Origin of the sequence: Streptomyces tubbatahanensis, assembly GCF_022699385.1 — a bacterium.
Classification (GTDB): Bacteria; Actinomycetota; Actinomycetes; order Streptomycetales; family Streptomycetaceae; genus Streptomyces; species Streptomyces diacarni.
The window spans coordinates 2,959,393-2,983,236 of the sequence record NZ_CP093846.1 but is presented as its reverse complement, the minus strand read 5'-3'; the positions used below and the strand labels follow the sequence as shown (position 1 = coordinate 2,983,236).

The following is a 23,844-nucleotide window of genomic DNA, read 5'->3' as shown; positions in this document are numbered from 1 at the left end:
GAGGGCTGCGACCGGGAAGGTCCCCCTCCACCTCTCCGGCCGGGCGTGGGGACTCCGAGGGCAGTCAGAGTCCGGACGCCGACGCCTCGTCCAGGACGCGGGCGAGGTCGGCGGGCAGGGGCAGGACGGTGTGCAGGCCGACCCCCGTGCGGCCCGTGCTGCCCGGTTGCGGCAGCGCACGGCGAGACGGAACATCCCCCGTGGGCCCGGGTGTGCTGCCCCTCCACTCTGGGGCGTGCCCCGCCGCGCGCGCCACCTCGCCCAACCTCACCGGCTCGGGAAGGCGTTCGGGAAGGAGGCGCGGTGCGGACCGCACGGCGGGGTGCCGGGGGCGGTCCAGGAGCCCCGAGTATGCGCGACGGCGGCCGGTCTCTTCCTGTTCGGAGCCGCCGCCCGTGGAGCCCGAACCGGTCGAGCCCGCGTTCTTGGCGCCGTCACCGTCACCGTCGTCCGCCGTCGCGGGGATCTCCGGCCGGGTCCACTGGCCGATACCTCTCGTGTGATGGCGGCCGAGAGGTGCGCAGGACCTGATGTAGGAGCGTCACCCCCTGAGGGGGTGACGAGTCAGGGGTGGGTGGTGGTGGCGTGGGTGGTGAACCGCGCCCAGGCGGCGGGGGAGAGGGCGAGGGCGGGCCCGCCCGGGTTCTTCGAGTCCCGCACGTGCACGACGCCGCGCGAACAACTCGCCACCTCCAGGCAGTTGCCGCCTTCTGTCCCGCTGTAGCTGGACTTGTGCCAGGTGTAGGCGACTTCGAGGCAGGCGCCGCCCTCGCTGCCGCTGTAGCTGGACTTGAACCACGCCAGGTTGCCGGTGCCGGGTGTGGACTGTGCGTTGCTCATGCCTCTCCTAGCAGCCGATCTAGCAGGCTTCGGGAGTCTTCGATGTTGAGAGCCTGCGTTCGCAGCATCGCATACTTCCGAGCAAGAATGCTGACCTCGTTCGGTTCGGAGACGAGCATGCTGCCACGCTGGGTCTCCATGTATCCCAACTGCTCGTTCTCGGGGGTTTCCAGCACGATGAAAGGGCCATCGAGTCCGGCATGAGTCTCTCGACCGAGCGGCATGATCTGGATCGAGACACCCGGGAGGTCCGAGTCTCGCCGGAGGCGACACATCTGCTGGCGACGAGCCGCGTCTCCACCTAGCCGGTCCATCAACACGGCTTCAGAGATGACGAAGCTCGCTGAGGGCGGAGTCTTCCGGTGGAACACGCTCTGACGATCCATACGACCGGCAACCTGGACCTCAAGCTCGTCCGCGCTCAACGGCGGCTCTTTGCTCCGAAAAACCGCTCGGGCGTAATCCTCCGTCTGCAACAGTCCGGGCAACACCTGGTTCTCGAACCAGTCGATGGCCAAAGCTTCCCGCTCCCGATCGATGAACTCCTCCGCCCACAGCGGATACTTGTCCATCTCGGGGAGGTTGGCGACGGCGATCGCCAGCGAGTTCTTCGTTCCGAGGATGTCGTCCAACAGTTCCGCGAGGTCGCTCTTGAGGGGGCGTCGGCCCTGTTCGATGGAGGCGATGGTCTCCTCGTCGACACACGCCTGTTTGGCGAGCCCGCACTGCGTGAAGCCCGCCACGCGGCGGTAGTTGGCCAGCAACTGGCCGACCATCTTCATGGCGGACGCATTCTTCTGACGCTTCTTCTGTGGCATAGCCATGTCTCTCCCCAACCCACGCCCGGTTGAGTTTTGCCGGGGCCGTACAGCCGAGCTGTACGGCCTCCCTCCCTGGTGAGCGTATCCACAGATCGCGACGGTTCTCTCATGAACCGGGAAACTCATCTGCCCCATTTCCGTGAGCACTTCTACCGCAGGGAGCGCCGTTCCATTCCCCGTTCTCGCGCATTTGTACGGGAGGCGCTCACCGCCTGGGGTGTGGGCGAGCGGCGCGACGACGTACTCGTCTGCGTCAGCGAGATCGCGACGAACGCGCTGCTGCACGGCGTACCGCCCGGACGGGGGTTCCGCGTCATGATCTGGCTGGATCATGACGGCCTGCTCCGCGTGGAGGTGCACGACAGCGGTGACGGCGCACCCCGCGTCGGGTGCCCGGACGGCGAGGCCGAGACGGGCCGGGGCCTGCTCCTCGTCGAGACGCTGGCGGACAAGTGGGGGGTGGGGGAGCGGAACCCGGGAAAGGTGGTGTGGGCGGAGTTCGCCGGCTGCTCGCCCGGTGACAGGTGACGGCGGGGCTCCGCGCGTCAGGCCCCGCGGACGAGGTTCTCCTTCGCACAGGCGCGGAAGGGGCCGAGGAGCGGGTGGGGGTCCGCGTGGCGGGTGGCGACGACCACCTGGCAGGGTTCGATGTCCTCGACGGGCACGGTGACCAGGTCGTCGCGGAGAAAGCAGCGTCGGTCCCCGGCCGGCACCAGGGCGACGGCCCGGCCGTCGGCGACGACCTCGAGCTTGTCCTCGAAGGTGTCGACGAGCAGCGGACCGAGGGGGGCCGGGCTGCCGTCCGAGCGCGGGTCGAGCCGCCAGAAGCCGGTCCACACCGCGGCCATACCGGCGCAGGCCACCAGGGGCTCGTCGGCGAAGTCCGCCGAGGTGAGGGACTCCTTGCCGGCGAGCCGGTGGTCGGTCGGCACGAGGAGCGCGCGGGGTTCGTCGTAGAGGACCGTCACCTGGAGGCCGTCGGCGGGGATCGGCAAGGGGGTGCGCAGGACGAGGGCGTCCACCCGGCCGTCGGGCAGGGCGCGGGCCTCGTCCCAGTCCAGGTGGCGGGTGCGCACGTGCGCGGTGGGGAAGCGGCGCCGCAGGTCCCGCACCGCGAGGGTGATGACGAGGTCCTCGACGTAACCGACGGTGATCGTGCGCGGGGGCGCGGCGTCGCGGGCGGTGGTCACCGCATGCCGGGCGTTGTGCAGCAGCGCCTGTGCCTGCGGAAGGAAGGCCGCTCCGGCCGCGGTCAGCGTGCTGCCCTGGGGGGTGCGCTCCAGCAGGCGCACCCCGAGGGCGTCTTCCAGCCGCTGGATCTGGCGGCTCAGCGAGGGCTGGGCGACGTGCAGCGCCGCGGCCGCCCGGGCGAAGTTGAGGTGCTCGGCGACGACCGTGAAGTACCGCACGAGCCGCAGATCGAGGTCAGGGCCGGGACTTGGCGCTGACGAGAGCGGGGCTTTGTCTGGCACACCGACACCCTATCCGTCATGCGGATGCCGCATGACGGGGTGCGGAACAGGTCTTGGACCGCCCTGGTCCGACGGCTGTTGACTCGTGGGTGTCCGGCCGGGGCGGCCCGCCGGAAGGGGAAACCACCAGTCTTCGTCGAAGGAGTGTGTCCGTCATGGGCAGGTTCGAGGGAAAGAAGGCCGTGATCACCGGCGGCAGCAGCGGGTTCGGGCTGGCCACGGCGCAGTTGCTCGTGGACGAGGGGGCGCGGGTGCTCGTCACCGGGCGTGACCGGGCCCGGCTCGACGCCGCAGGCGAACAGCTCGGCCCGCAGGCGATCACGGTGGTCAGCGACGCCGGGTCGCTGTCCGACACCGATGCGCTGGCGGACCGGGTGAAGACCGAGTTCGGCACGGTCGACGCCCTGTTCGCCAACGCCGGCGTCAACGGGTTCGCGCCGTTCGGGGAGACGAGCGAGGAACTCTTCGACCAGCTCATGACCATCAACGCCAAGGGCCCGTACTTCACGGTGCAGAAGTTCGTTCCGTTGCTGCCCGCGGGCAGTGGCGTGGTGCTCACCACCTCGGTCGCCAACACCCTGGGGCTGCCCATGCTCAGCGCCTACGCGGCCGGCAAGGCGGCGCTGCGCTCGATGGCCCGCTCGATGGCCCGGGAACTTTTGCCGCACGGCATCCGGGTCAACGCGGTCAGCCCCGGCCCCATCGACTCCGGGATCCTGGAGAAGTCGATGCCGAAGGACGCCGCCGAGCAGACCAAGGCGGGGATGGCCGCGGACAACCCCATGCGGCGCATGGGGACACCGGCCGAGATCGCCAGGGCGGTGGTGTTCCTCGCCTTCGACGCCACCTACACCACGGGCGCCGAGCTGGTCGTCGACGGCGGCGGCTCCCAGCTGTAGGCCTGCCCTGTCAGGGCCTAGACTCACCTGCCGATCATGGAGCGGCCGAACGGGGGGCGAACTACGTGACTGGCCAAGGTGGTTACGGCAACGGCAGGGTCCCCCATGGCCACCGGTCCGGCCCGGGCGCGTACGGCCACCGGTCCGGGCCGGGCGCCTACGGCCACCGGCCCGGCCCGGGCGCGTACGGCCACGGGCCCGGGCGGGGCGCCGCACCACGGCGCCGGCTCGCACGGCCGCAGAACGCGGCGCGCCGCGTCTTCGACCCGCCGTGGATACCGGAACCGGTGGACCCCCTGGTCGAAGGCCTCAAGCGCGTCCGTGTCGTCGCCGGGCTGGTGACGGCGCTGGGTGTCTACACCGTCGTCGCGGGTGGCTTCTCCCTGGAGGAGGCGCTGGAGAACGTGGTGGTGGCCTCGCTGGTGCTGCTGGTCGTCACGCCGCTGACCGTCGGGGTGCTGCTCATGGTGTGGCGGTCCGGTGGCCCCATCCGGCCGCTGCGCGGCTCGCTGTGGGGGTCGCTGAACCTGCTGCTGCGGTTCGTGGGGACCGCGCTGCTGACCTTCACCGTTTTGCGCGTGGCGCCCACGTCGGGGCTCTTCGTGCTGCTCCTGGGCCCGCTGGGCCTGTGGCTGCTGGCGTTCCTGGGCTGTGCCGCTGTACGGCTGAACGCCAACTTCTTCGGTACGGCCGCCGTGCACCGCGCCCTGCCGCCGGTGCTGGCGACGGTCACCGCGTGGCTGACGGCCGTGCCCGATCTGGTCACCGGGGACCTCCACGGGCTCGGCCTGCGACTCGGCGTCGTCTTCATCCTCGGCGCGCCGGTGACCGTGACGGCTCTCGGCCTGCTGGAGACCCGCAGGCTGCGCCGCCACCACGGCGTGCGCCTGCGGAGTCACCCGCTGGCGCCCGGGGCCCGGTGATAGGGGCCGCCCGGCGGGGCGGAATCGCGTACGGTTGACGGCTGCCCTAGGGAGAGCAGAAGGGGGCCGCCGCGTTGAACGCGCAGCACACAGCGGAGCCACAGAGCGTCCGCGACCGCGAGATCCGCGCGGAGCAGAGCCATCTCGACCGGGTCTACCTGCGGCTGGAGGAGAAGATCCACGAGGCCGAGTTCCTCATGGACGACGCCTCCAAACGGGGCCAGGTCGGCACGCCCGGCGCCCTGGCCGAGCGCGACGCGCAGGTCTTCCGCGCCGGCATCCACCTCAACCGCCTCAACAGCGAGTTCGAGGACTTCCTCTTCGGCCGTATCGACCTGCTCGAAGGCAAGACCGGCGAACGCGGTCCCGACGGCGCCTACATCTCGGTGGAGCCCGCCGACGGCGCCCTCCGCGAGGCCACCGACACCGACGCGAACGGCAACGGGGGCACGGGCACGGTCAAGATCGCGGACATCGCGGAGACCCTGCACATCGGCCGTCTCGGCGTCCTCGACGCCGACTACACGCCCCTCGTCATCGACTGGCGCGCCCCCGCCGCAGCCCCCTTCTACCGCGCGACACCCGTCGCTCCGGGCCGCGTGGTGCGCCGCCGCGTGATCCGCAGCAAGGGTCGCCGTGTGCACAGCGTCGAGGACGACCTGCTGCGCCCCGAGGCCACGGCACGGCTCGACGGGGAGGCGCTGGCCGTCGTCGGCGACGGCGCCCTCATGGCCGCCCTCGGCCAGGCGCGCGGCCACACCATGCGCGACATCGTCGCCTCCATCCAGGCCGAGCAGGACGAGGTGATCCGCGCGCCCGCCGCCTCCGTCACCGAGGTCGAAGGGGGCCCCGGCACCGGCAAGACCGCCGTCGCCCTGCACCGCGCCGCCTACCTGCTCTACCAGGACCGGCGCCGCTACGCCGGGGGCATCCTCATCGTCTCGCCCACCCCGCTCCTGGTCTCCTACACCGAAGGTGTCCTGCCCTCCCTCGGGGAGGAGGGGCAGGTCGCCATCCGCGCGCTGGGCTCCCTCGCTCAGGAGACGGCGGGCGCCACGGCCACCACGTACGACGCACAGCGCGTCGCCCGCGTCAAGGGCTCGGCGCGCATGGTGAAGGTGCTGCGCAAAGCCGCACGCGGGGCGCTCGATATGGGCCTGCGCGCCCCCGTGCCCGAGCGGCTGCGCGTGGTCGCGTTCGGGGCGCGTGTCGAACTCGACGCCACCGAGCTCGCCGCCGTACGCCAGCAGGTCCTCGGCGGCACGGCGCCCGTCAACCTGATGCGCCCCCGCGCGCGCAAACTCCTGCTCGACGCCCTGTGGGACAAGTCCGGTGCCCGCCGCCGGCACGACGACCCCGAACTGGCGGCGGAGCTACGGGCGGGCTTCGACGAGGACATCGCGGGCGAGGACGACTTCACCGCCTTCCTCGACGCCTGGTGGCCCGAGGTGACCCCGCGCCAGGTCCTCGGCGCCATGGCAGACGAGAGCCGGCTCGCCCGCTGGGCCCGGCGCGTGCTGCGGCCCGCGGAGATCCGCACCCTCGCCCGCGCGCTCGCCGCCCGGCTCACCCCCCTCGGCGAGGGCGAACTGTCCGTCCACGACATCGCGCTCCTCGACGAACTGCGCACCCTCCTGGGCGCTCCGGCCCGCCCCAGGAAACGCGAGGCCGACCCCCTCGACCAGCTGTCCGGCCTGGAGGAGCTGACCACCGCGGCCGACCGCGACGCCGGTGCGCGGCGGGCGTACCAGGGCCCGGGCGGGGGCGCCCAGGAACGTACCGAGTACGCGCACGTCATCGTCGACGAGGCCCAGGACCTCACCCCCATGCAGTGGCGCATGGTGGCGCGGCGCGGACGCCACGCCACCTGGACGATCGTCGGCGACCCCGCGCAGTCCTCCTGGACCGACCCCGACGAGGCCGCCGCCGCCCGCGACGAAGCCCTCGGCAAGCGGCCCAGGCGCCGCTTCGAGCTCACCGTCAACTACCGCAACCCGGCCGAGCTGGCTGTCCTCGCCGACCGGGTGCTCGCCCTGGCCATGCCGGGCACAGCGCCGCCGCGCGCCGTGCGCTCCACCGGCGTCGAACCCGGGTTCACCGTGGCGGGCGACGACCTCGGCGCCTCCGTCCGCGAGGCCGCCGCACGGCTGCTCGAGGAGGTGGAGGGCACCGTCGGTGTCGTCGTCGCCATGGCCAGGCGCGAGGAGGCCCGCGGGTGGCTCGCGGGGCTCGGGGAGCGGATCGTCGCGCTCGGCAGCCTGGAGGCGAAGGGGCTCGAGTACGACGCCTCGCTCGTCGTCTCACCGGCCCAGATCGCCGACGAGTCGCCCGCCGGGCTGCGGACCCTGTACGTCGCCCTCACCCGCGCCACCCAGCGCCTCGAGGTCCTCAGCACGGCAGCGGACCTCCCCGACGAGACGGGCGCCCCCGACCTGTTGCGGGCCGACTGACCGGCGGGCCGACCGGCGGGCTGACGGGGGGCGACCTGCGGGTGGAGCCCCCGTTCAAGGAGGACCGGTCGAGGGGAAGTGCGAGCCCGGGGTGGTTTGTTAGCCTGGAGGTGGCACCGGCCCGATCCATGCCCCCGGGCCCAACCATAGGCGCTTCGAGCGCCCACTTGCCGCGAGGCGAGCTGGCGGGTCGGTGTCACTGAAACGTTCGCGGAGCGAGAGGGCTCCCGCCGTCACCACGGCGGGAGCCCTCTCGTCGTGCGGGGGTGCCTCGGCGTCAGCCGACCACGCGGACCCCGTCGGCCTGGGGCCCCTTGCGGCCCTGGGTGATCTCGAACTCGACGCGCTGGGAGTCCTCGAGACTCCGGTATCCCTCGCTGTCGATCGAGCTGTAGTGCACGAAGACGTCCGGTCCGCCGCTCTCCTGAGCGATGAAGCCGTATCCCTTCTCGGCGTTGAACCACTTGACCGTGCCCTGAGCCATGTTGCGGGTCTCCCATGAAGTGCAGAGGCAGTGTGCGGGCCGATCTTAGGCCGGATTCTGTCTGTTTCAGGGAGATTGATGGCGATTTTCCTGCGAAGGAGTGGGGGGTCCTGTGGGGGTGACAGCCTCTCGGATGGTGGAATACGATTTCCGAAACCAGGGACGCGTTACCGCGTACCGGGGGGTAGGTGGGAATATCTGTTGACGTGCCGCGCCGCTGGCCGTAAAAAACGCGGCGGAGTGGGGCGCGCACGTGCACAACGTGACAAGGGAAAGCAGAGGGAAGTCGGCAATGGCGCCAAGCGTCTCCTACTCGATGACGGTCCGCCTGGAGGTCCCCGCAGGCGGGACGGCGGTCAGTCAGCTCACCACGGTCGTGGAGTCGTCCGGCGGCTCGGTCACCGGCCTCGACGTCACCGCCTCGGGCCACGAGCGGCTGCGGATCGACGTGACGATCGCCGCGAGCTCGACGGCGCACGCCGACGAGATCGTGGCCGAGCTGCGCTCCATCGAGGGCGTCACACTCGGCAAGGTCTCAGACCGCACCTTCCTGATGCACCTCGGCGGCAAGATCGAGATGTCGTCCAAGCATCCGATTCGCAACCGTGACGACCTGTCCATGATCTACACGCCCGGCGTGGCGCGCGTGTGCACGCAGATCGCCGAGCACCCCGAGGACGCCCGGCGCCTGACGATCAAGCGCAACAGCGTCGCCGTCGTCACCGACGGCTCCGCCGTGCTGGGCCTGGGCAACATCGGCCCCAAGGCCGCGCTGCCCGTCATGGAGGGCAAGGCGGCACTCTTCAAGCGCTTCGCCGGTATCGACGCCTGGCCGATCTGCCTGGACACCCAGGACACCGACGCCATCGTGGAGATCGTCAAGGCCCTGGCGCCCGGGTTCGCCGGCATCAACCTGGAGGACATCTCCGCGCCCCGCTGCTTCGAGATCGAGGCGCGGCTGCGGGAGGCCGTCGACATCCCCGTCTTCCACGACGACCAGCACGGCACCGCCATCGTCGTCCTCGCCTCGCTCTACAACGCGCTGCGCGTGGTCGACAAGCGGATCGAGGACATCCGCGTGGTGATGTCGGGCGCGGGCGCCGCCGGCACGGCCATCCTGAAGCTCCTGCTGGAGGCGGGCGTCAAGCATGCCGTCGTCGCCGACATCCACGGCGTCGTGCACGCGGGCCGCAAGGACGTCGCCGACGCCGACCAGAACTCGCCGATGCGGTGGGTCGCCGACAACACCAACCCCGAGGGCCACACCGGCACCCTCAAGGAGGTCGTGGTCGGCGCGGACGTCTTCATCGGCGTCTCCGCCCCGAACGTGCTCGACGGCGACGACGTCGCGAAGATGGCCGACGGCGCCATCGTCTTCGCGCTCGCCAACCCCGACCCGGAGGTCGACCCCGCGGCGGCCCGCGAGTCCGCCGCGGTCGTGGCGACGGGCCGCTCCGACTTCCCCAACCAGATCAACAACGTGCTGGTCTTCCCCGGCGTCTTCCGCGGCCTGCTGGACGCGCAGTCGCGCACCGTGACCGACACCATGATGCTGGCCGCCGCCCGCGCGCTCGCCGACGTCGTCGGCGAGGACGAGCTGAACCCGAACTACATCATCCCCAGCGTCTTCAACGAGAAGGTCTCAGGGGCGGTCGCGGGAGCGGTCCGCGAGGCCGTACAGGCCACCGGCAAGAGCGCCCTGAGCGAGCCGGCCAGGGCCACCCCCACCCAGGCCTGACCCGGCCGGCCTCCCGCCCCGCTCCGCCGGGGGCTCACCCGAGCCCCCGGCCCGGCGCGTCGGGGGAAGGTTCACCCGGGCGGCCCTCTAGGGTGGCCGCAACCGGAGACGTCCGGAAGACATCGGATTGGCTTTCCCGCCGCAGGTAGGGGCAGGATGCATCCCCAAGGACTTGTCCGAGGGGGTAACCCCGCCGAGGACGTCGTCCGGGGGGATACCCCACGGGGCGCGCGGGCCCGAAGGCGGACCCGGGTCCGGAGACTGTCGTAGGGCCCTGGCAGCATCGGCTTCGCTTGGTCCGAAATGCGGCTTGGCCGCGTGGCACGCCTCATCGGCAAGAAGAACACGGGAGTACGAATTATGAACCGCAGTGAGCTGGTGGCCGCTCTGTCCGAGCGGGCCGAGGTGACCCGTAAGGACGCCGACGCGATCCTGTCGGCATTCGCCGAGACCGTCGGCGAGGTCGTCGCCAAGGGCGACGAGAAGGTCACCATCCCCGGCTTCCTCACCTTCGAGCGCACCCACCGGGCTGCGCGCACCGCGCGCAACCCGCAGACCGGTGACCCGATCGAGATCCCGGCCGGGTACAGCGTCAAGGTGTCGGCGGGCTCCAAGCTCAAGGAAGCTGCGAAGGGCAAGTAAAACCCCGCACCAAGGGCGGCCTCCCCTCGGGGAGGCCGCCCTTTCGCATGTTCCCGCGTACGCGCCCCGCAGGGGCGCGGGCAACTGCGCGCTCAGCCACAGCGCCCCCGCAGCCGGCCCGCGTGGGCCAGTGGCACCCCCTTGGCCCCCGGCCCCGGGGGGGGCGGTGCGGGACGGCGTCGGGGGCGCGCCTCGCAGGGGCGCGGGGAACTGCGCGCTTAGCCACAGCGTTCCCGCAGCCGGCCCGCGTGGGTCAGTGGCACCCCCTTGGCCCCCGGCCCCGGGGGGGGCGGTGCGGGACGGCGTCGGGGGCGCGCCTCGCAGGGGCGCGGGGAACTGCGCGCTCAGCCACAGCGTTCCCGCAGCCGGCCCGCGTGGGCCAGTGGCACCCCCTTGGCCCCCGGCCCCGGGGGGGGCGGTGCGGGACGGCGTCGGGGGCGCGCCTCGCAGGGGCGCGGGGAACTGCGCGCTCAGCCACAGCGCCCCCGCAGCTGGCCCGCGTGGGTCAGTGGCACCCCCTTGGCCCCCGGCCCCGGGGGGCGGTGCGGGACGGCGTCGGGGGCGCGCCCCGCAGGGGCGCGGGGAACTGCGCGCTTAGCCACAGCGTTCCCGCAGCCGGCCCGCGTGGGCCAGTGGCACCCCCTTGGCCCCCGGCCCCGGGGGGGCGGTGCGGGACGGCGTCGGGGGCGCGCCTCGCAGGGGCGCGGGGAACTGCGCGCCCGCACCCGGCCACCATGCAGCCCGCAGGGCTCAGCGGCACTCTCTTGGGCCCGTAGGCCCGGCTAGGGCAAAAGGGGCGCGGGGAAGGGGAGCCGCGTGAGGTCCACCTCTTCGAGGGACCGGACCAGGAGGGTGCCGGCCCCGGAGGGGATGCCGTCGACCGTGGGGACGGCCACCACCCGGCACCCCGCGGCCCGCGCCGACGCGGCCCCCGTGGGCGTGTCCTCGACGGCCAGACAGGCCTCGGGAGCCACCCGCAGGAGCCGCGCGGCGGCGAGGTAGGGGTCGGGGTGGGGCTTGCCCCGTTCGGTCTCCCCGTGGGCCACCGAGCAGGTGAAGCGGTGCGGCCCCAGCGTGTCCAGCACGAGATCGGCGATCACGCGTTCGGAGGCCGTGACAAGTGCCACAGGCACGCCCAGGGCGCGGGCGCTGTCGAGCAGGCGCAGGGCGCCCGGCTGCACCGTCACTCCGGCCCGCACCCGTGCGGCGAAGGTCTCGCCGAGCTGGGCCTCGGCGGCCTCGGCCGCCATCTCGGTGCGCTCGGCGACCAGGGCGGCCGCTCCGTCGAGCGGGAGCCCGGCGAAGGGCTCCAGCGCGGCCTCGTCGGCTTCGGCGCCGTGTGCGGCCAGCAGGTCGGCCAGGGTGGCGAGCCAGTCGCGTTCCGTGTCGACGAGGGTGCCGTCCATGTCGCACAGAAGGGCGGCAGGCAGGGCGGCGGGCGTGAGGGTGGTGGGCAATGCGTGCTCGCAGTTCTCCGAGAAGGGGACGGACGGAATCGGGCCCCGGGCCCACGGGTCCCGGCCCCGGGGTGGGGGCCGGGCGCGGGCGGAGGCGGGGGCCGGCGCGGGCCCGGGGGCCCGCGCCGGGCCGCTCAGGCGCGGGTGCGCGCGAGCGGGTTGGTCTGGGTGGAGTTGCGGACGGTGAAGACGACGGATCCTGGACGGTAGCGGTCGTCCGAGGTCTCCACGGGCCGTCCTTCGGCGGTGGTGGTGGTGCGGCGGACGCGCAGCAGTGGGCTGCCCCGCCGCAGCCGCAGGTGGTCGGCGTCGGCGGTGCCGGCGGCGACGGCGTCGAGGTGGTGCTCGCCGTGGGCGAGGACGAGCCCGGTGTCGTCGTAGAGCCGCTGGGTGACCGATTCGCAGTCCTCGGGCAGTGCCGCGACGGCCGAGCCGATCCACTCGGCGTAGACGGTGCGCTCCAGCAGTACCGGTTCGGAGTCGAGGGTGCGCAGCCGCAGCACGCGCAGGACGGGGTCCTTGTGCCGTACCTGGAGCAGGCCGGCCTCCTCGGTGCGGGCGACGTCCCAGGAGGAGGCCAGGACCCGGCCGCCCGCGGTGCGCCCGCCGGCGCGCGCCCACTGGGCGAAGCTGCGCAGTTCGGTGAAGCTCTGGCTGGGCGTGGTGGACAGCACGACGCGGCGCGCGCCCTGCCGGGAGCCGATGAGGCCTTCGGCGAGCAGCGCGGCGACGGCCTGGCGCACAGTGCCGCGTGAGGCGTCGTGCGCGGCGGCGAGTTCGGCTTCGGAGGGGAGCGCGGCCCCGACCGGGTAGTGCCCGTCGGCGATGGCGCGCCGCAACTCGTCGGCGATCCGCTCGTGACGCCGGGGCTCGGACATGGGGCGGCTCCTCGTGGTGCTGCGCGGTCTCGTCGGTGCGTGCGCGCGCTCGTCGGTGTGTGCGCGCGGTCTCGTCGGTGGTGCGAGGTCCTGTGCTGGTGCGCGGGCTTGGCCCGATCATGCCACCTGTGCGCAACGAAGTGCACATCCACGGGTATGGCAGATGCGTATAACCCCAGTTCAGCGGTGCTAAACCTGTTCGCAAATAACGCTTTGAGCTGGGGGTTTGAGGGTGCCCCTGGCTTGGCGCCGCCGGGTGGGTGCTGTTAGCTTGCCCAAGCTCAATGAATCGAGCTTGTCCATACAGGTGGCGGGCGCGAACCCCGGGAGTTAGAGACGTGAAGGCACACCATCACAGCCGCCGAGGACCCCGTGGCAGCCGACTGCTGGCTGTCGCGGCAGCGGCCGTCACCCTCTCCGCCGTGGCCACGGGGTGCGGCTCGGCACCGGCGCAGGGCGGCGACAGCGAGGCGGCGAAGGCGCACTCGGCCGCGGACCTGGGCGGCATGGACAAGCTGGTGGAGGCGGCCAAGAAGGAAGGCGAGCTCAACGTCTACGCCCTCGCGCCGACCTGGGCCAACTACGGCGAGATGATCAAGGCCTTCGAGAAGAAGTACGGCATCGAGGTGCACAACGAGGACCCGGGCGGCAGCAGCCAGGGCGCGTTGAACGCCGCTGCCAAGCGCAAGGGCCAGGACCGCGCCGTCGACGCCCTCGACCTGGGCACCTCGTTCATGCGGGCCGCCAAGTCCAAGAAGTTGCTGACGCCCTACAAGGTCAAGGGCTGGGCGGACATACCCGACTCGCAGAAGCAGCCCGACGCGTCCTACATGAACAACTACGGCGGCTACATCTCCATCGGCTGCGACGCCAAGGCCGTCAAGGAGTGCCCCAAGACCTTCGAGGACCTGCTCAAGCCGCAGTACAAGAACAAGGTCGCTCTCAACGGCAACCCGAACGAGTCCTCCTCGGCGTTCTCCGCGATCATCGCCGCGGCCCTGGCCAACGGCGGCGGCTTCGACGACGTGCAGCCCGGTCTCGACTTCTTCAAGAAGCTCAAGAAGGCGGGCAACTACGTGCCCGTGGAGTCCACCAAGGCGACCATCCAGAAGGGCGAGACGCCCATCTCCATCGACTGGGACTACCTCAACCTGGGCTACGGCGCCGAGTTGAAGTCCAAGGGTGTCGACTGGAAGGTGAACGTTCCCCAGGACGGCCAGTACTCGCAGTACTACAACCAGGGCGTCAACACGTACGCCCCCCACCCGGCCGCGGCCCGGCTGTGGCTGGAGTTCCTCTACAGCCCCGAGGGCCAGAACATCTGGCTCAAGGGCTTCTCCCGGCCCGCGCTGCTGGAGGAGATGGAGAAGGACGGCACCGCCGACGAGAAGGCCGCGGCCAAGCTGCCCGAGGTCGACGGCACGCCGAAGTTCCCCAGCGCCGAGCAGGAGGCCAAGGCGCAGAAGACCATCAGCCAGGGCTGGGGCGCGGCGGTCAGCTGATGGCTGTGACGACCCCCGCCCCCGCCCGTACGAGCCAGGAGCCGGCACCACCGGCGCCCGCGCGCCCGGCGCGCCGGCGCGCCGCGGCCGTGCGCCGGTGGCGCTGGCCCGCCGTCGTGCCGTTCTTCGCCTTCATGGCCGTCTGCTTCGGCCTGCCGGCCTGCACCCTGGCCTACAACGCGTTCACCGTCATCGACCCGGACACCGGCGCGAGCCACCACAGCCTGGAGAACGTGCGCACCTCCCTGTCCGGCGCGTACGCCACCGGCCTTGCGGGCAGCGTCAAACTGTCCCTGCTCAGCGCGGTGGTGGCCACCGTGCTGGGCACCGTCATCGCCCAGGCCGTGCTGGCCTCGCGCCGCAGCGCCCTGCGCAAGGCCGTCGTCTCCGCTTCCGGCGTCTTCGCCAACTTCAGCGGCGCCCCGCTCGCCTTCGCCTTCATCGCCACGCTCGGCACCACCGGTACCGTGACGCGGCTGCTGCACCTGAAGGCGACCGGCTTCAGCCTCTACACGTTCGCCGGACTGGTCCTCGCCTACCTGTACTTCATGGTGCCGCTGATGATCGTCACCATCCTGCCCGCGCTGGACGGCGTGCGCGCCCAGTGGCGGGAGGCGGCCGCCTCCTGCGGCGCCACCCGCGCCCAGTTCTGGCGCCACGTGGGGCTGCCCGTGCTGCTGCCCTCGCTGCTGGGCGGCGCCGTTTTGATGTTCGGCACCGCCTTCGCCTCGCACGCCACCGCCGCCGTGATGACCGGCAGCTCCGTACCGCTGATCACCATCCAGATCGCCAACGCCCTCTCGGGCAACGTCCTCGTCGGCCAGGAGAACCTCGCCCTCGCCATGAGCCTCAACATGGTGGTCATCGCGCTGCTCGTCATGGCCGTACAGATCCCGCTGCAACGACGGAGCAACCGATGGCTGGGCTGACCGTGACCCCCGCGCGCCGCGCACGCCCCGCGCGCCGGAAGCGCTCGTACGGCAGCGCCCTCGTGCTGCTGCTGGCCGGGCTCTACTTCCTCGTCCCCGTCGCCGCCTCGCTCTGGTTCACCGTCGACGACCCCGCCAAGGGCGTCACCCTCGACGCCTACGCCAAGGGCCTCGGCGACGACGGCATGGCCACCAGTCTCGGCCTCTCCCTGCGGCTGGGCCTGGCCACCGTCGCCCTGGGACTGCTGCTGATGGTGCCCACCATGGTCGTGGTCACCCTGCGGCTGCCCAAGCTGCGGCGCGTCGTCGAAGTGCTGTGCATGGTGCCGCTCATCGTGCCGCCCGTCGCCCTGGTCGCCGGGGTCAGCACCGTACTGTCCTGGCAGCAGGACCTGGCCGACACGCCCCTGTGGGGCACCTTCCAGGTGCTGGTGAACAAGAACTTCCCGCTGGTGCTCGTCCTCGTCTACACCGTCATGTCGCTGCCGTTCCTCTACCGCTCGCTGGACGCGGGGCTGCGCGCCGTGGACCTGGCCACCCTCGTGGAGGCCTCACGCAGCCTCGGCGCCTCCCGCCTCGCCACCCTGTGGCGGGTCGTCGTCCCCAACCTGCGGCCCGCCCTCGTCAGCGGCGCCGTCCTCAGCCTGGCCATGGTGCTGGGCGAGTACACCGTCGCCACGGTGCTCGGATTCGAGCCGTTCTCCGTCTGGATGGTCCACGTCGGCGAGTACGAGGCCCAGCTCTCCGTCGCCGCCGCCATGCTCAGCCTGCTCATCACCTGGGGCCTGCTGCTCCTGCTCACCAACCTCGCCGGCGGGCGGGCCCGTAAGGGGAGGAAGACCACCGCATGACCACCACCGCCACGACCGCGCACCAGAGCCCGCCGGCCGACGAGACCCGCTCCGGCGGCGTCGGCCTGCGGCTGGGCGGGCTGCGCCGCACCTTCGGCACCACCACGGCGCTCGACGGACTCGACCTGGACATCGCACCCGGCGAACTCGTCGCCCTCCTCGGCCCCTCCGGCTGCGGCAAGACCACCGCACTGCGCATCATCGCCGGATTCGAGACCGCCGACGCGGGCGAACTCCTGATGGGCGGCGAGGACGTCACCGCCACCCCCGCCAACCGGCGCGACATCGGCATGGTCTTCCAGTCCTACAGCCTCTTCCCCAACATGACGGCCGCCGAGAACGTCGCCTACGGGCTGCGCGTCCGCAAGACCCCCAAGGCCGAGCGGGCGGAGCGCGCCGCCGAACTGCTGGAACTCGTCGGGCTGCCGGGACGCGACAAGCACTACCCGCACCAGCTCTCCGGCGGCCAGCAGCAGCGCGTCGCCCTCGCCCGCGCGCTGGCCATCCGGCCCCGCGTCCTGCTGCTGGACGAGCCGCTGTCCGCACTGGACGCCAAGGTGCGCCTCCAACTGCGCGAGGAGATCCGCCGCCTCCAGCTGGAGCTGGGCATCACCACCGTCTTCGTCACCCACGACCAGGAGGAGGCGCTGTCGATGGCCGACCGCGTCGCCGTGATGAAGGACGGCCGCCTGGAACAGTGCGCGCCCCCCAGCGAGCTGTACGAGCGCCCCGCCACGCCGTTCGTCGCCGAGTTCGTCGGCACCATGAACCGGCTGCCCGGCGTCATGAGTGAGGACCGCACCGTTCAGGTGCTGGGGCAGCGGTTGCCCGTCCACGGCGACTGCCCCGACGCCGGACACGCGGTCGAGGTCCTGCTGCGGCCCGAGAGCCTGCGGGTCACCGCCGGGGAGGCCGGGAAGCCCGGCGCGGCGGTCACCGGTGACGGCGCGGCCGTCACCGCTGACGGCCTGGGCCCCGGCGAGACGGCGACCGTGCGCGTCGCCACGTTCCTCGGCGGCACCACCCGCCTCCACCTGACCACCGCCTCCGGTGCCGAGGCCAAGGCCGACCTGCCCAGCTGGGAGGCCGGCGCCCTCACCCCGGGCTCCCGGTGCACGCTCACCCCGCACGACCACCCCGTCCTCGTGGAGGAGGCCGCGTGAACAGTTCCCGTCGCCCGTCGCGCGCCGCCCTGGGAACCCTCGTCCTGGCCGTCACCGCCGCGCTCGGCGCGGCCACCCCGGCAGCGGCCGCCGGATCCTCCGAGACCCCGCGGCTGAAGGTGCTCAACTACAACACCTTCCTGTTCAGCAAGAACCTCTACCCCAACTGGGGCCAGGACCACCGGGCCGAGGCCATCCCGGAGGCGGACTTCTTCCAGGGCCAGGACGTGGTCGTGCTGGAGGAGATGTTCGACAACTCCGCCTCCGACGCGCTCAAGAAGAACGCCGCCGACCGCTACCCGTACCAGACCCCGGTGGTGGGCCGGAGCACGAGCGGCTGGGACGCCACCAGCGGCGCGTACTCCGCTGTCACCCCCGAGGACGGCGGCGTCACCCTGCTCAGCAAGTGGCCCGTCGTGCACAAGGAACAGCACATCTTCACGGACGGCTGCGGCTCCGACGCCTTCTCCAACAAGGGCTTCCTCTACGCGGTGCTGGACGTGCGCGGCACCAGGGTGCACGTCGTCGGCACCCACACGCAGGCCACCGACTCCTCCTGCGGCAGCGGCGAGGACGTCTCCGTACGCGCCGGCCAGTTCAAGGAGATCGACGCCTTCCTGGACGCCCGGCACATCCCGGCCGGCGAACAGGTCGTCGTCGCCGGTGACCTGAACGTCGACCGCCACGGCGACGCGTACGCCTCGATGCTCTCCGACGCCGGTCTCGCCCCCGCCGACGCCCGCACGGGACACCCCTACTCCTTCGACACGAAGGAGAACTCCGTCGCCGCCGACCGCTACCCCGACGACCCGTCCGAGGACCTCGACTACGTCCTGCACCGCCGCGGCCACGCCCGCCCGGACAACTGGACGAACCACGTGGTCAAGGAGCAGACGGAGCCCTGGACGGTGACCAGCTGGGGCAAGGAGTACACCTACGACAACCTCTCCGACCACTACCCGCTCACGGCGGGCTGACCGCGGGTCGCACGCACGCGGGCCCGCTCCCGCGAGGGAGCGGGCCCGCGGCGGTGACGCGTGCGGTCACGGATGTTCGAACTTGGCGCCCAGATCCGCCAGCTTCTGCTGGAAGTTCTCGTAACCGCGGTTGATCAGGTCGATGCCGTGCACCCGCGAGGTGCCCTGCGCGGCCAGCGCGGCGATCAGATACGAGAAGCCGCCCCGCAGGTCCGGGATGATCAGATCGGTGCCCTGGAGCTTCGTCGGCCCCGACACCACCGCCGAGTGCAGGAAGTTGCGCTGCCCGAACCGGCACGGCATGCCGCCCAGGCACTCGCGGTAGAGCTGGATGTGCGCGCCCATCTGGTTGAGCGCGGAGGTGAAGCCGAGACGCGACTCGTACACCGTCTCGTGCACGATCGACAGCCCCGAGGCCTGCGTCAACGCGACCACCAGCGGCTGCTGCCAGTCCGTCTGGAAACCGGGGTGCACGTCCGTCTCCAGCGCGATGGCGTTCAGCGGGCCGCCCGGGTGCCAGAAGCGGATGCCCTCGTCACCGATCTCGAAGGCGCCACCGACCTTGCGGTAGGTGTTGAGGAAGGTGATCATCGAGCGCTGCTCGGCGCCCCGCACGAACACGCTGCCCTCGGTCGCCAGCGCCGCGCTCGCCCACGAGGCCGCCTCCAGCCGGTCCGGCAGGGCGCGGTGCGTGTAACCGCCCAGCTTGTCCACACCCGTGATGCGGATCGTACGGTCCGTGTCCAGCGAGATGATCGCGCCCATCTTCTGCAGGACGCAGATCAGATCCTCGATCTCCGGCTCGACCGCCGCGTTCGACAGCTCCGTGACGCCGTCTGCCAGCACCGCCGTCAGCAGCACCTGCTCCGTCGAGCCGACCGACGGGTACGGCAGCCGGATCTTGGTGCCGCGCAGCCGCTGCGGGGCCTCCAGGTACTGCCCGTCCGCGCGCTTCTCGATCGTCGCGCCGAACTTGCGCAGCACGTCGAAGTGGAAGTCCACCGGACGCCCGCCGATGTCGCAGCCGCCCAGGCCCGGGATGAAGGCGTGACCGAGCCGGTGCAGCAGCGGGCCGCAGAACAGGATCGGGATTCTGGACGAGCCCGCGTGCGCGTCGATGTCCGCGACGTTGGCGCTCTCCACGTGGGACGGATCGAGCACCAGCTCGCCGTCCTCGTCCCCCGTACGCACCGTGACACCGTGCAGCTGGAGCAGGCCACGTACGACCCGGACATCGCGGATGTCCGGCACGTTGCGCAGGCGACTCGGTTCGCCGCCCAGCAGCGCGGCGACCATGGCCTTGGGAACGAGGTTCTTCGCACCCCGCACACGAAGCTCACCCTCGAGCGGGGCGCCACCGTGGACGAGGAGTACGTCGGCTGGGCTGTCGGTCATGGATCTCCGCGATTCCGCGAGACGGGATGGGACAACAGGCAAGCGTAATGGCCCCGTCCGGGGCGAACCCAAGCCCGAGGGGGGCCTGCGACTGTCACAGGTAAGCAATAACACGTTGGGTTAGATGTCCATTGCGTACCGTGTTGCGGCGGGTGGTCCACCGCGGGCGCGGCCCCGTCACGACGGGGCCGCGACGGGTCTGCGACGGGGCGGCCACTGTGCCACGGCGGGACGACCGGCACGTCCCCCGGCCCCCTTTCCTCCCCCTTCCCTCCCCCCTCTTCGCCCCCGCTCACGTCCCGAACGCCCTTCGATCCGGCCGTTGGGTCCCCGCGAAAGGCCCGGGTGCGGGATCATTGCGGTATGACCGAGGTGTCCTCGCTCACCGGGCGACTGCTCGTCGCCACACCGGTGCTGGCCGACCCGAACTTCGACCGCGCGGTGGTGCTCCTCCTCGACCACGACGAGGCGGGCTCACTGGGCGTCGTCCTCAACCGCCCCACCCCGGTGAACGTCGGCGACATCCTGGAGCCGTGGGCTCCCCTCGCCGGCGAGCCGGGCGTCGTCTTCCAGGGCGGCCCCGTCTCCCTCGACGCCGCCCTCGGCGTCGCCGTGGTCCCCTCCCGAAGAACGGGGCTGCGCACCGGTGACGCGGGCACGGGAGCGGGTGCGGGTGCCGATGGCGAGGGCGACGGGGGTGGCGCTGCTCGTGGCGGCGGCGCTCGTGGCGGCGGCGCCGCCGATGCCGGGGCCGGTGTTGCCGAGGGCGGCTCCGAGGCCGGTGAGGATGTGAGTGGGGGCGCGGGCCCGGGTGCGGACGCGGCGGGCACGGGTGCCGGTGCGGAAGCGGCTACCGGCACGGGTGCCGGCTCCGGCGCGGGTGGCGGCTCCGGCGCGGACGCGGGAGAGGGTGCGGACGCCGGGGGCGCCGGGGCCCCGACCGGGACTTCCGGATCCGCCTCCGGATCCGCCTCCGGGGCCGGAACCGGGGCTGCCGCCGATGCCGGGTCCGGGGCCGGGGACGGGGCCGTCGAGCCGGACACCGGCGGGACCGGCGACGCGGCGGGTTCCATGGAGGCCATGGAGGCGATGGAAGCCGTGCTCGACACCGACGGCCCCCTCGGATGGCGCCGGGTGCACGGCGCCATCGGCCTCGTCGACCTGGAGGCACCACCCGAACTGCTCGCAGCGGAACTGGGCTCCCTGCGGATCTTCGCCGGGTACGCGGGCTGGGGCCCCGGGCAACTGGAGAAGGAGCTGTCCGAGGGTGCGTGGTACGTGGTCGAGTCCGAGCCCGGCGACGTCTCCTCGCCCGACCCCGAGCGGCTGTGGCGGTCCGTACTGCGGCGGCAGCGCAGCGAGTTGGCGCTGGTCGCGACGTACCCCGACGACCCCTCGCTGAACTGAGCGCGGCCCCGCGGCCCGGGCCCCCGGCGCCACGGGCGGCACGTCCGGCGCGGGAGGCCCCCGCGAGGGTGACGCGGGTCACCGCCCATGCCTGACGTGTCACGGGCGCATGAGTACCCTTGGACCGCATGAGCACTCTTGAGCCCGAGCGCGGGGCGGGCACCGGCACACTCGTCGAACCGACCCCGCAGACATCGCACGGTGACGGCGATCACGAGCGGTTCGCCCACTATGTCCAGAAGGACAAGATCATGGCGAGCGCGATGGACGGTACGCCCGTCGTCGCGCTCTGCGGCAAGGTCTGGGTCCCGGGGCGTGACCCCAAGAAGTACCCGGTCTGCCCCATGTGCAAGGAGATCTACGAGACCATGGGCCCCAACGGGGACAACGGCAAGGGCGGTAAGGACGGTAAGGGCGGCGGCAAGAAGTAGCCCCCGGGCCTGTCAGCGCCGGCTCAGCGCTGAGCGCCCCACGCCCGCGCGCGCACCCGCGTAGTGCCGCAGTATGCGAACCGCGCCTCGTCCGCTCTCCTCCGGGAGAGCGGGTCGGGGCGCGGCGTGTGCTGCCTGCCGCGCGGCGCGCGCTGAGTGCGTGGTGGGCGGCTCGCCCCGGCCTTGCCCGGCCCGGGCATGGGGGAGCGGCGGGAGGCGTCCCCGTCCCTGAGAGCGCCCCCCACCACGTCGAAAGTCCCGCCACCCCGGACGGAGGCGACCGCTCGCCGCTGCCCGGAACGAGGGGACCGATCTTCGGTACCGAGGGGTTCGATGGCGGTCCCCGCGAAAAAGTTCACGGCGAGCTCAGAAAAATCTCTCCGGCCTGCGGAAGAGGCCGCTCCGCGGAAGTGACCGGGGCGACCGGGCCCCGGCCCCGGGGGCCGGGTGGTGACCTGGGTGGCCGAAGCCGGTCAGGCAAGCCGTCGGCCGGAGCACCACGAGCGGTCGCGCCCCGCGGAGGCGCCGACGGGTGTATGCGGAGCGGGTGTGGAAGCGGACGGCGTCCGGCTGGGCGTCACGCGTCTCCGGCCTCAGCTCGGACCAGCCCCGCGCGGCGGCCCACTCCTCCAGGGCCCGCGACACACGCGGCCTCCGCATCCCACGGCCGCCGGCCCCGGTTTCACCGGCCTTGAGCGCACGGAAGTCGCTCGGCGGGATGGTCGCTCCCTGCTACCGTCAGGTTCACGACAGTTACCTGACGCTCAGGAGCCCGCCGTGCAACTGAACCGCCCAGCCGCCTCGTTGGCCGCCGCCGCAGTCGCCTCAGCGCTGCTGCTGTCCGGATGCGGCGGGGGTGGGGAAGGCTCGTCCAAGGACGGCAAGATCGAGGGAGCGGGCTCCTCGAAGGACGACACGTCGCCCTCCCCGAGCGGGGACGACGACTCCGCCAAGGACAAGCCCGCCGACTTCCGCACGTCCGACATCGAGCTTCCCGAGGACGTCGACCTCGTCTTCGACTGGAAGCAGCCCTCCGATCCGGAGAAGGCCGCGGCGTTGGACGGTGCGGCGGACTATATGCGGGCGATGATGCACGCGATGGCTGAGCAGAAGCCCAATGACCCCACCTTGGTCAACCGCACGGTGCCGCTGGGCAGCGCCCAGGAGTACGCGACCTCTCTGGTGAAGGTGACCAGCAAAAAGGGCTACACCGTGACTGGTAAGGAGCGGTACTACAAGGAGAAAGTGGGCGACATCGCCAAGGGGAAACTGGTCGAGGTCGACTACTGCGCCAATCAGGCCGAGATCTTCAGCAAGGTTGCCAAGACCGGCAAAGTGATCAAGGACAGCCCGTCGGACAAGAGTTACCTTCACTTCGAGCTCGTCATGCAGAAGTCCTCGAATACTGGTGAGCCGTGGAAGGCGAAGACGGCCGATGTCATCGAAGGCGCGGTGAAACAATGCGCAGGATAACGGTCGGATTAGCGGTCCTCGGGGGCTGTGTTCTGACGGTCATGACCGCTGCGCCCAGTGCGTATGCCGGCATCGACGCCGGCAGGGGCAGTCAGAAGGGAACCTTTCAGGGGAACGAAGCCGACGCAGCAGCCAAGGGAACCGTCACCTATTCCGGCGACGGAACTCCGGCTGGCGAGGGCACCGGTGGCGGCAATCTCTCGACACCGACCGGGAATTGGACCCCTCCTCCCTGCTGGTATGCACCGACGTACACCCCGAAGCAGTTGAAGAAAATACTGGAGGACTCCCCGTACTCCCTCACAGGGCGCCAGCCGGACAACGGGGGACAGAAGCAGGAGATCGACACGGCGATCTGGGACAACTACACGGACGGGGACTACAAGAACTTCAACCTCAAGAAGCAGGGGGAGGGGAAGTTCTGGGCCGCGGTGCCGAACCCGGACGAGCCGGACGCGGCGAAGCGGGAGTCGTGCACGAAGCTGCCGTTCTGGGTGAAGAACGGGGAGCGCCCGGAGGTGGAGAACGCGATCAGCCCGCAGATCCTCTCCAAGCTGGCGTACGCGCGGATCACCGTTCCCGAGACGGAGGTCGAGCTGAACCCGAAGAACCGGCAGACGGTGAATCTGCCCACGTGGGTGTGGCTGGACAAGGGCAGGTACAAGCCGCTGTCGGTCACGGCTTCCGTCGATCTGGGCGCAGGCCAGTCGATCTCGGCGACGACGACCGTGAAGCCGGGCTCCCTCCACCTGTCCCCGGGTACCGAGGAGGCCGTGGTGCACCCGGAGTCCGGTGAGTGCGCCGCGAACGAGGACGGTGGGGTCGGCACGCTGTACACGAAGGGCGACGCGGAGAAGACGCCGCCGTGCGGGGTGACGTACCAGCGGGCGTCGCACAACGGCGCCGCTTACCCGCTCAGGGCGACCCTCACCTGGGAGGCGTCGTGGAAGGGCAGCGGTGGCGAGAGCGACAACGCGCTACCGGACGGCGAGTTCAGCGGCGCGCGGAACGTCACCGTTCAGGAGATCCAGTCCGTCAACTAGCGTCGTGTCCGTCAGCTGGCTCGTGCCGTCATGAGGTGGGCGCTCCACAGACTTTCCCCGGCGGCCCGT

The 23,844-nt window shown here is 71.6% G+C and carries 22 protein-coding genes and 1 pseudogene; 16 read left to right on the top strand and 7 right to left on the bottom strand.

Going from position 1 to position 23,844, the window contains the following annotated elements; translation table 11 throughout:
- Positions 1 to 564: 564 nt before the first annotated feature.
- The gene (locus tag MMF93_RS12845) at positions 565 to 840 is read right to left on the bottom strand and encodes a DUF397 domain-containing protein (protein WP_242751438.1); all 276 of its coding nucleotides are present in this window, start codon (positions 838 to 840) and stop codon (positions 565 to 567) included.
- Entirely contained in the window at positions 837 to 1,658 is an 822-nt protein-coding gene (locus tag MMF93_RS12840) for a helix-turn-helix domain-containing protein (RefSeq protein ID WP_114025039.1), read from the bottom strand. Before MMF93_RS12840 ends, MMF93_RS12845 begins: the two co-directional genes overlap by 4 nt.
- 111 nt (positions 1,659 to 1,769) lie before the next feature.
- Between MMF93_RS12840 and MMF93_RS12835 the strand changes: the two genes are divergently transcribed.
- Positions 1,770 to 2,189, top strand: coding sequence for an ATP-binding protein (locus MMF93_RS12835; RefSeq protein WP_242751437.1), 420 nt, complete (start codon positions 1,770 to 1,772; stop codon positions 2,187 to 2,189).
- A 17-nt stretch (positions 2,190 to 2,206) separates the two neighbouring features.
- Here the strand turns inward: MMF93_RS12835 and MMF93_RS12830 are convergent, their stop codons facing one another.
- The gene (locus MMF93_RS12830) at positions 2,207 to 3,133 is read right to left on the bottom strand and encodes a LysR family transcriptional regulator (protein ID WP_242751436.1); all 927 of its coding nucleotides are present in this window, start codon (positions 3,131 to 3,133) and stop codon (positions 2,207 to 2,209) included.
- A gap of 155 nt (positions 3,134 to 3,288) precedes the next feature.
- Between MMF93_RS12830 and MMF93_RS12825 the strand changes: the two genes are divergently transcribed.
- The 3 genes from MMF93_RS12825 (at position 3,289) to MMF93_RS12815 (ending at position 7,405) form a co-directional block, all read left to right on the top strand.
- Positions 3,289 to 4,032, top strand: a complete 744-nt coding sequence (locus MMF93_RS12825) for an SDR family oxidoreductase (protein WP_242751435.1) — start codon at positions 3,289 to 3,291, stop codon at positions 4,030 to 4,032.
- Positions 4,033 to 4,097: 65 nt separating this feature from the next.
- Complete coding sequence (locus MMF93_RS12820) at positions 4,098 to 4,955, top strand: hypothetical protein (RefSeq protein ID WP_242751434.1); 858 nt, start codon at positions 4,098 to 4,100, stop codon at positions 4,953 to 4,955.
- A 74-nt stretch (positions 4,956 to 5,029) separates the two neighbouring features.
- Positions 5,030 to 7,405, top strand: coding sequence for a HelD family protein (locus tag MMF93_RS12815; protein ID WP_242751433.1), 2,376 nt, complete (start codon positions 5,030 to 5,032; stop codon positions 7,403 to 7,405).
- Between the two features lie 277 nt (positions 7,406 to 7,682).
- Here MMF93_RS12815 and MMF93_RS12810 read toward each other — a convergent pair whose 3' ends face one another.
- On the bottom strand, positions 7,683 to 7,889 hold the full coding sequence (locus tag MMF93_RS12810; protein ID WP_114013783.1) for a cold-shock protein: 207 nt from the start codon (positions 7,887 to 7,889) through the stop codon (positions 7,683 to 7,685).
- A 292-nt stretch (positions 7,890 to 8,181) separates the two neighbouring features.
- Here MMF93_RS12810 and MMF93_RS12805 point away from each other — a divergent pair, with 292 nt between their 5' ends.
- Positions 8,182 to 9,627: an NAD-dependent malic enzyme gene (locus MMF93_RS12805; RefSeq protein ID WP_242751432.1), complete on the top strand. Its 1,446-nt coding sequence runs from the start codon at positions 8,182 to 8,184 to the stop codon at positions 9,625 to 9,627.
- Between the two features lie 360 nt (positions 9,628 to 9,987).
- A complete protein-coding gene (locus MMF93_RS12800; RefSeq protein WP_114013781.1) occupies positions 9,988 to 10,269 on the top strand; it encodes an HU family DNA-binding protein in 282 nt (93 codons plus the stop codon).
- Between the two features lie 782 nt (positions 10,270 to 11,051).
- On the opposite strand, the gene MMF93_RS12795 is transcribed toward MMF93_RS12800, so the two are convergent.
- Positions 11,052 to 11,726, bottom strand: coding sequence for an HAD family hydrolase (locus MMF93_RS12795; RefSeq protein WP_274709453.1), 675 nt, complete (start codon positions 11,724 to 11,726; stop codon positions 11,052 to 11,054).
- Between the two features lie 134 nt (positions 11,727 to 11,860).
- Positions 11,861 to 12,604, bottom strand: coding sequence for a GntR family transcriptional regulator (locus MMF93_RS12790; RefSeq protein WP_242751431.1), 744 nt, complete (start codon positions 12,602 to 12,604; stop codon positions 11,861 to 11,863).
- A gap of 338 nt (positions 12,605 to 12,942) precedes the next feature.
- On the opposite strand from MMF93_RS12790, the gene MMF93_RS12785 reads away from it, so the two are divergent.
- The 5 genes from MMF93_RS12785 to sph are packed head-to-tail and all read left to right on the top strand — an operon-like array spanning position 12,943 to position 18,026.
- Positions 12,943 to 14,106, top strand: coding sequence for an ABC transporter substrate-binding protein (locus MMF93_RS12785; RefSeq protein ID WP_423835411.1), 1,164 nt, complete (start codon positions 12,943 to 12,945; stop codon positions 14,104 to 14,106).
- Positions 14,106 to 15,035, top strand: coding sequence for an ABC transporter permease (locus MMF93_RS12780; protein WP_242751430.1), 930 nt, complete (start codon positions 14,106 to 14,108; stop codon positions 15,033 to 15,035). The genes MMF93_RS12785 and MMF93_RS12780 overlap by 1 nt, the downstream gene beginning before the upstream one ends.
- Positions 15,023 to 15,886 carry an ABC transporter permease gene (locus tag MMF93_RS12775; protein WP_114024983.1) on the top strand — a complete coding sequence of 288 codons (864 nt, stop codon included), beginning with the start codon at positions 15,023 to 15,025 and terminating at the stop codon, positions 15,884 to 15,886. The genes MMF93_RS12780 and MMF93_RS12775 overlap by 13 nt, the downstream gene beginning before the upstream one ends.
- Positions 15,883 to 17,049, top strand: coding sequence for an ABC transporter ATP-binding protein (locus tag MMF93_RS12770; RefSeq protein ID WP_242751429.1), 1,167 nt, complete (start codon positions 15,883 to 15,885; stop codon positions 17,047 to 17,049). Before MMF93_RS12775 ends, MMF93_RS12770 begins: the two co-directional genes overlap by 4 nt.
- Positions 17,046 to 18,026 carry a sphingomyelin phosphodiesterase gene (gene sph / locus MMF93_RS12765; RefSeq protein WP_242751428.1) on the top strand — a complete coding sequence of 327 codons (981 nt, stop codon included), beginning with the start codon at positions 17,046 to 17,048 and terminating at the stop codon, positions 18,024 to 18,026. The genes MMF93_RS12770 and sph overlap by 4 nt, the downstream gene beginning before the upstream one ends.
- A 66-nt stretch (positions 18,027 to 18,092) precedes the next feature.
- Here sph and murA read toward each other — a convergent pair whose 3' ends face one another.
- Positions 18,093 to 19,421, bottom strand: a complete 1,329-nt coding sequence (gene murA, locus MMF93_RS12760; protein WP_242751427.1) for a UDP-N-acetylglucosamine 1-carboxyvinyltransferase — start codon at positions 19,419 to 19,421, stop codon at positions 18,093 to 18,095.
- Between the two features lie 363 nt (positions 19,422 to 19,784).
- On the opposite strand from murA, the pseudogene MMF93_RS33700 reads away from it, so the two are divergent.
- The 5 genes and pseudogenes from MMF93_RS33700 to MMF93_RS12735 all read left to right on the top strand — a co-directional run.
- Positions 19,785 to 20,204: pseudogene (locus tag MMF93_RS33700) on the top strand (YqgE/AlgH family protein); the annotation flags it as partial.
- Between the two features lie 6 nt (positions 20,205 to 20,210).
- Entirely contained in the window at positions 20,211 to 20,828 is a 618-nt protein-coding gene (locus MMF93_RS33695) for a YqgE/AlgH family protein (RefSeq protein ID WP_423835597.1), read from the top strand.
- 128 nt (positions 20,829 to 20,956) lie between these two features.
- A complete protein-coding gene (locus MMF93_RS12745) occupies positions 20,957 to 21,259 on the top strand; it encodes a DUF3039 domain-containing protein (protein ID WP_114024987.1) in 303 nt (100 codons plus the stop codon).
- Positions 21,260 to 22,036: 777 nt separating this feature from the next.
- Positions 22,037 to 22,732: a hypothetical protein gene (locus MMF93_RS12740; protein WP_242751426.1), complete on the top strand. Its 696-nt coding sequence runs from the start codon at positions 22,037 to 22,039 to the stop codon at positions 22,730 to 22,732.
- A 266-nt stretch (positions 22,733 to 22,998) separates the two neighbouring features.
- Entirely contained in the window at positions 22,999 to 23,775 is a 777-nt protein-coding gene (locus tag MMF93_RS12735) for a hypothetical protein (RefSeq protein ID WP_242751425.1), read from the top strand.
- The last annotated feature ends 69 nt before the right edge of the window (positions 23,776 to 23,844 follow it).

Bases quoted from the DNA above. Each gene is read 5' to 3' on its own strand.
- MMF93_RS12810 (WP_114013783.1), bottom strand. From the start codon at position 7,889: ATGGCTCAGGGCACGGTCAAGTGGTTCAACGCCGAGAAGGGATACGGC.
- MMF93_RS12825 (WP_242751435.1), top strand. From the start codon at position 3,289: ATGGGCAGGTTCGAGGGAAAGAAGGCCGTGATCACCGGCGGCAGCAGC.
- murA (WP_242751427.1), bottom strand. From the start codon at position 19,421: ATGACCGACAGCCCAGCCGACGTACTCCTCGTCCACGGTGGCGCCCCG.
- MMF93_RS12840 (WP_114025039.1), bottom strand. From the start codon at position 1,658: ATGCCACAGAAGAAGCGTCAGAAGAATGCGTCCGCCATGAAGATGGTC.
- MMF93_RS12770 (WP_242751429.1), top strand. From the start codon at position 15,883: ATGACCACCACCGCCACGACCGCGCACCAGAGCCCGCCGGCCGACGAG.
- MMF93_RS12780 (WP_242751430.1), top strand. From the start codon at position 14,106: ATGGCTGTGACGACCCCCGCCCCCGCCCGTACGAGCCAGGAGCCGGCA.
- MMF93_RS12835 (WP_242751437.1), top strand. From the start codon at position 1,770: ATGAACCGGGAAACTCATCTGCCCCATTTCCGTGAGCACTTCTACCGC.
- MMF93_RS12745 (WP_114024987.1), top strand. From the start codon at position 20,957: ATGAGCACTCTTGAGCCCGAGCGCGGGGCGGGCACCGGCACACTCGTC.
- MMF93_RS12790 (WP_242751431.1), bottom strand. From the start codon at position 12,604: ATGTCCGAGCCCCGGCGTCACGAGCGGATCGCCGACGAGTTGCGGCGC.
- MMF93_RS12845 (WP_242751438.1), bottom strand. From the start codon at position 840: ATGAGCAACGCACAGTCCACACCCGGCACCGGCAACCTGGCGTGGTTC.
- MMF93_RS12775 (WP_114024983.1), top strand. From the start codon at position 15,023: ATGGCTGGGCTGACCGTGACCCCCGCGCGCCGCGCACGCCCCGCGCGC.
- MMF93_RS12805 (WP_242751432.1), top strand. From the start codon at position 8,182: ATGGCGCCAAGCGTCTCCTACTCGATGACGGTCCGCCTGGAGGTCCCC.
- MMF93_RS12800 (WP_114013781.1), top strand. From the start codon at position 9,988: ATGAACCGCAGTGAGCTGGTGGCCGCTCTGTCCGAGCGGGCCGAGGTG.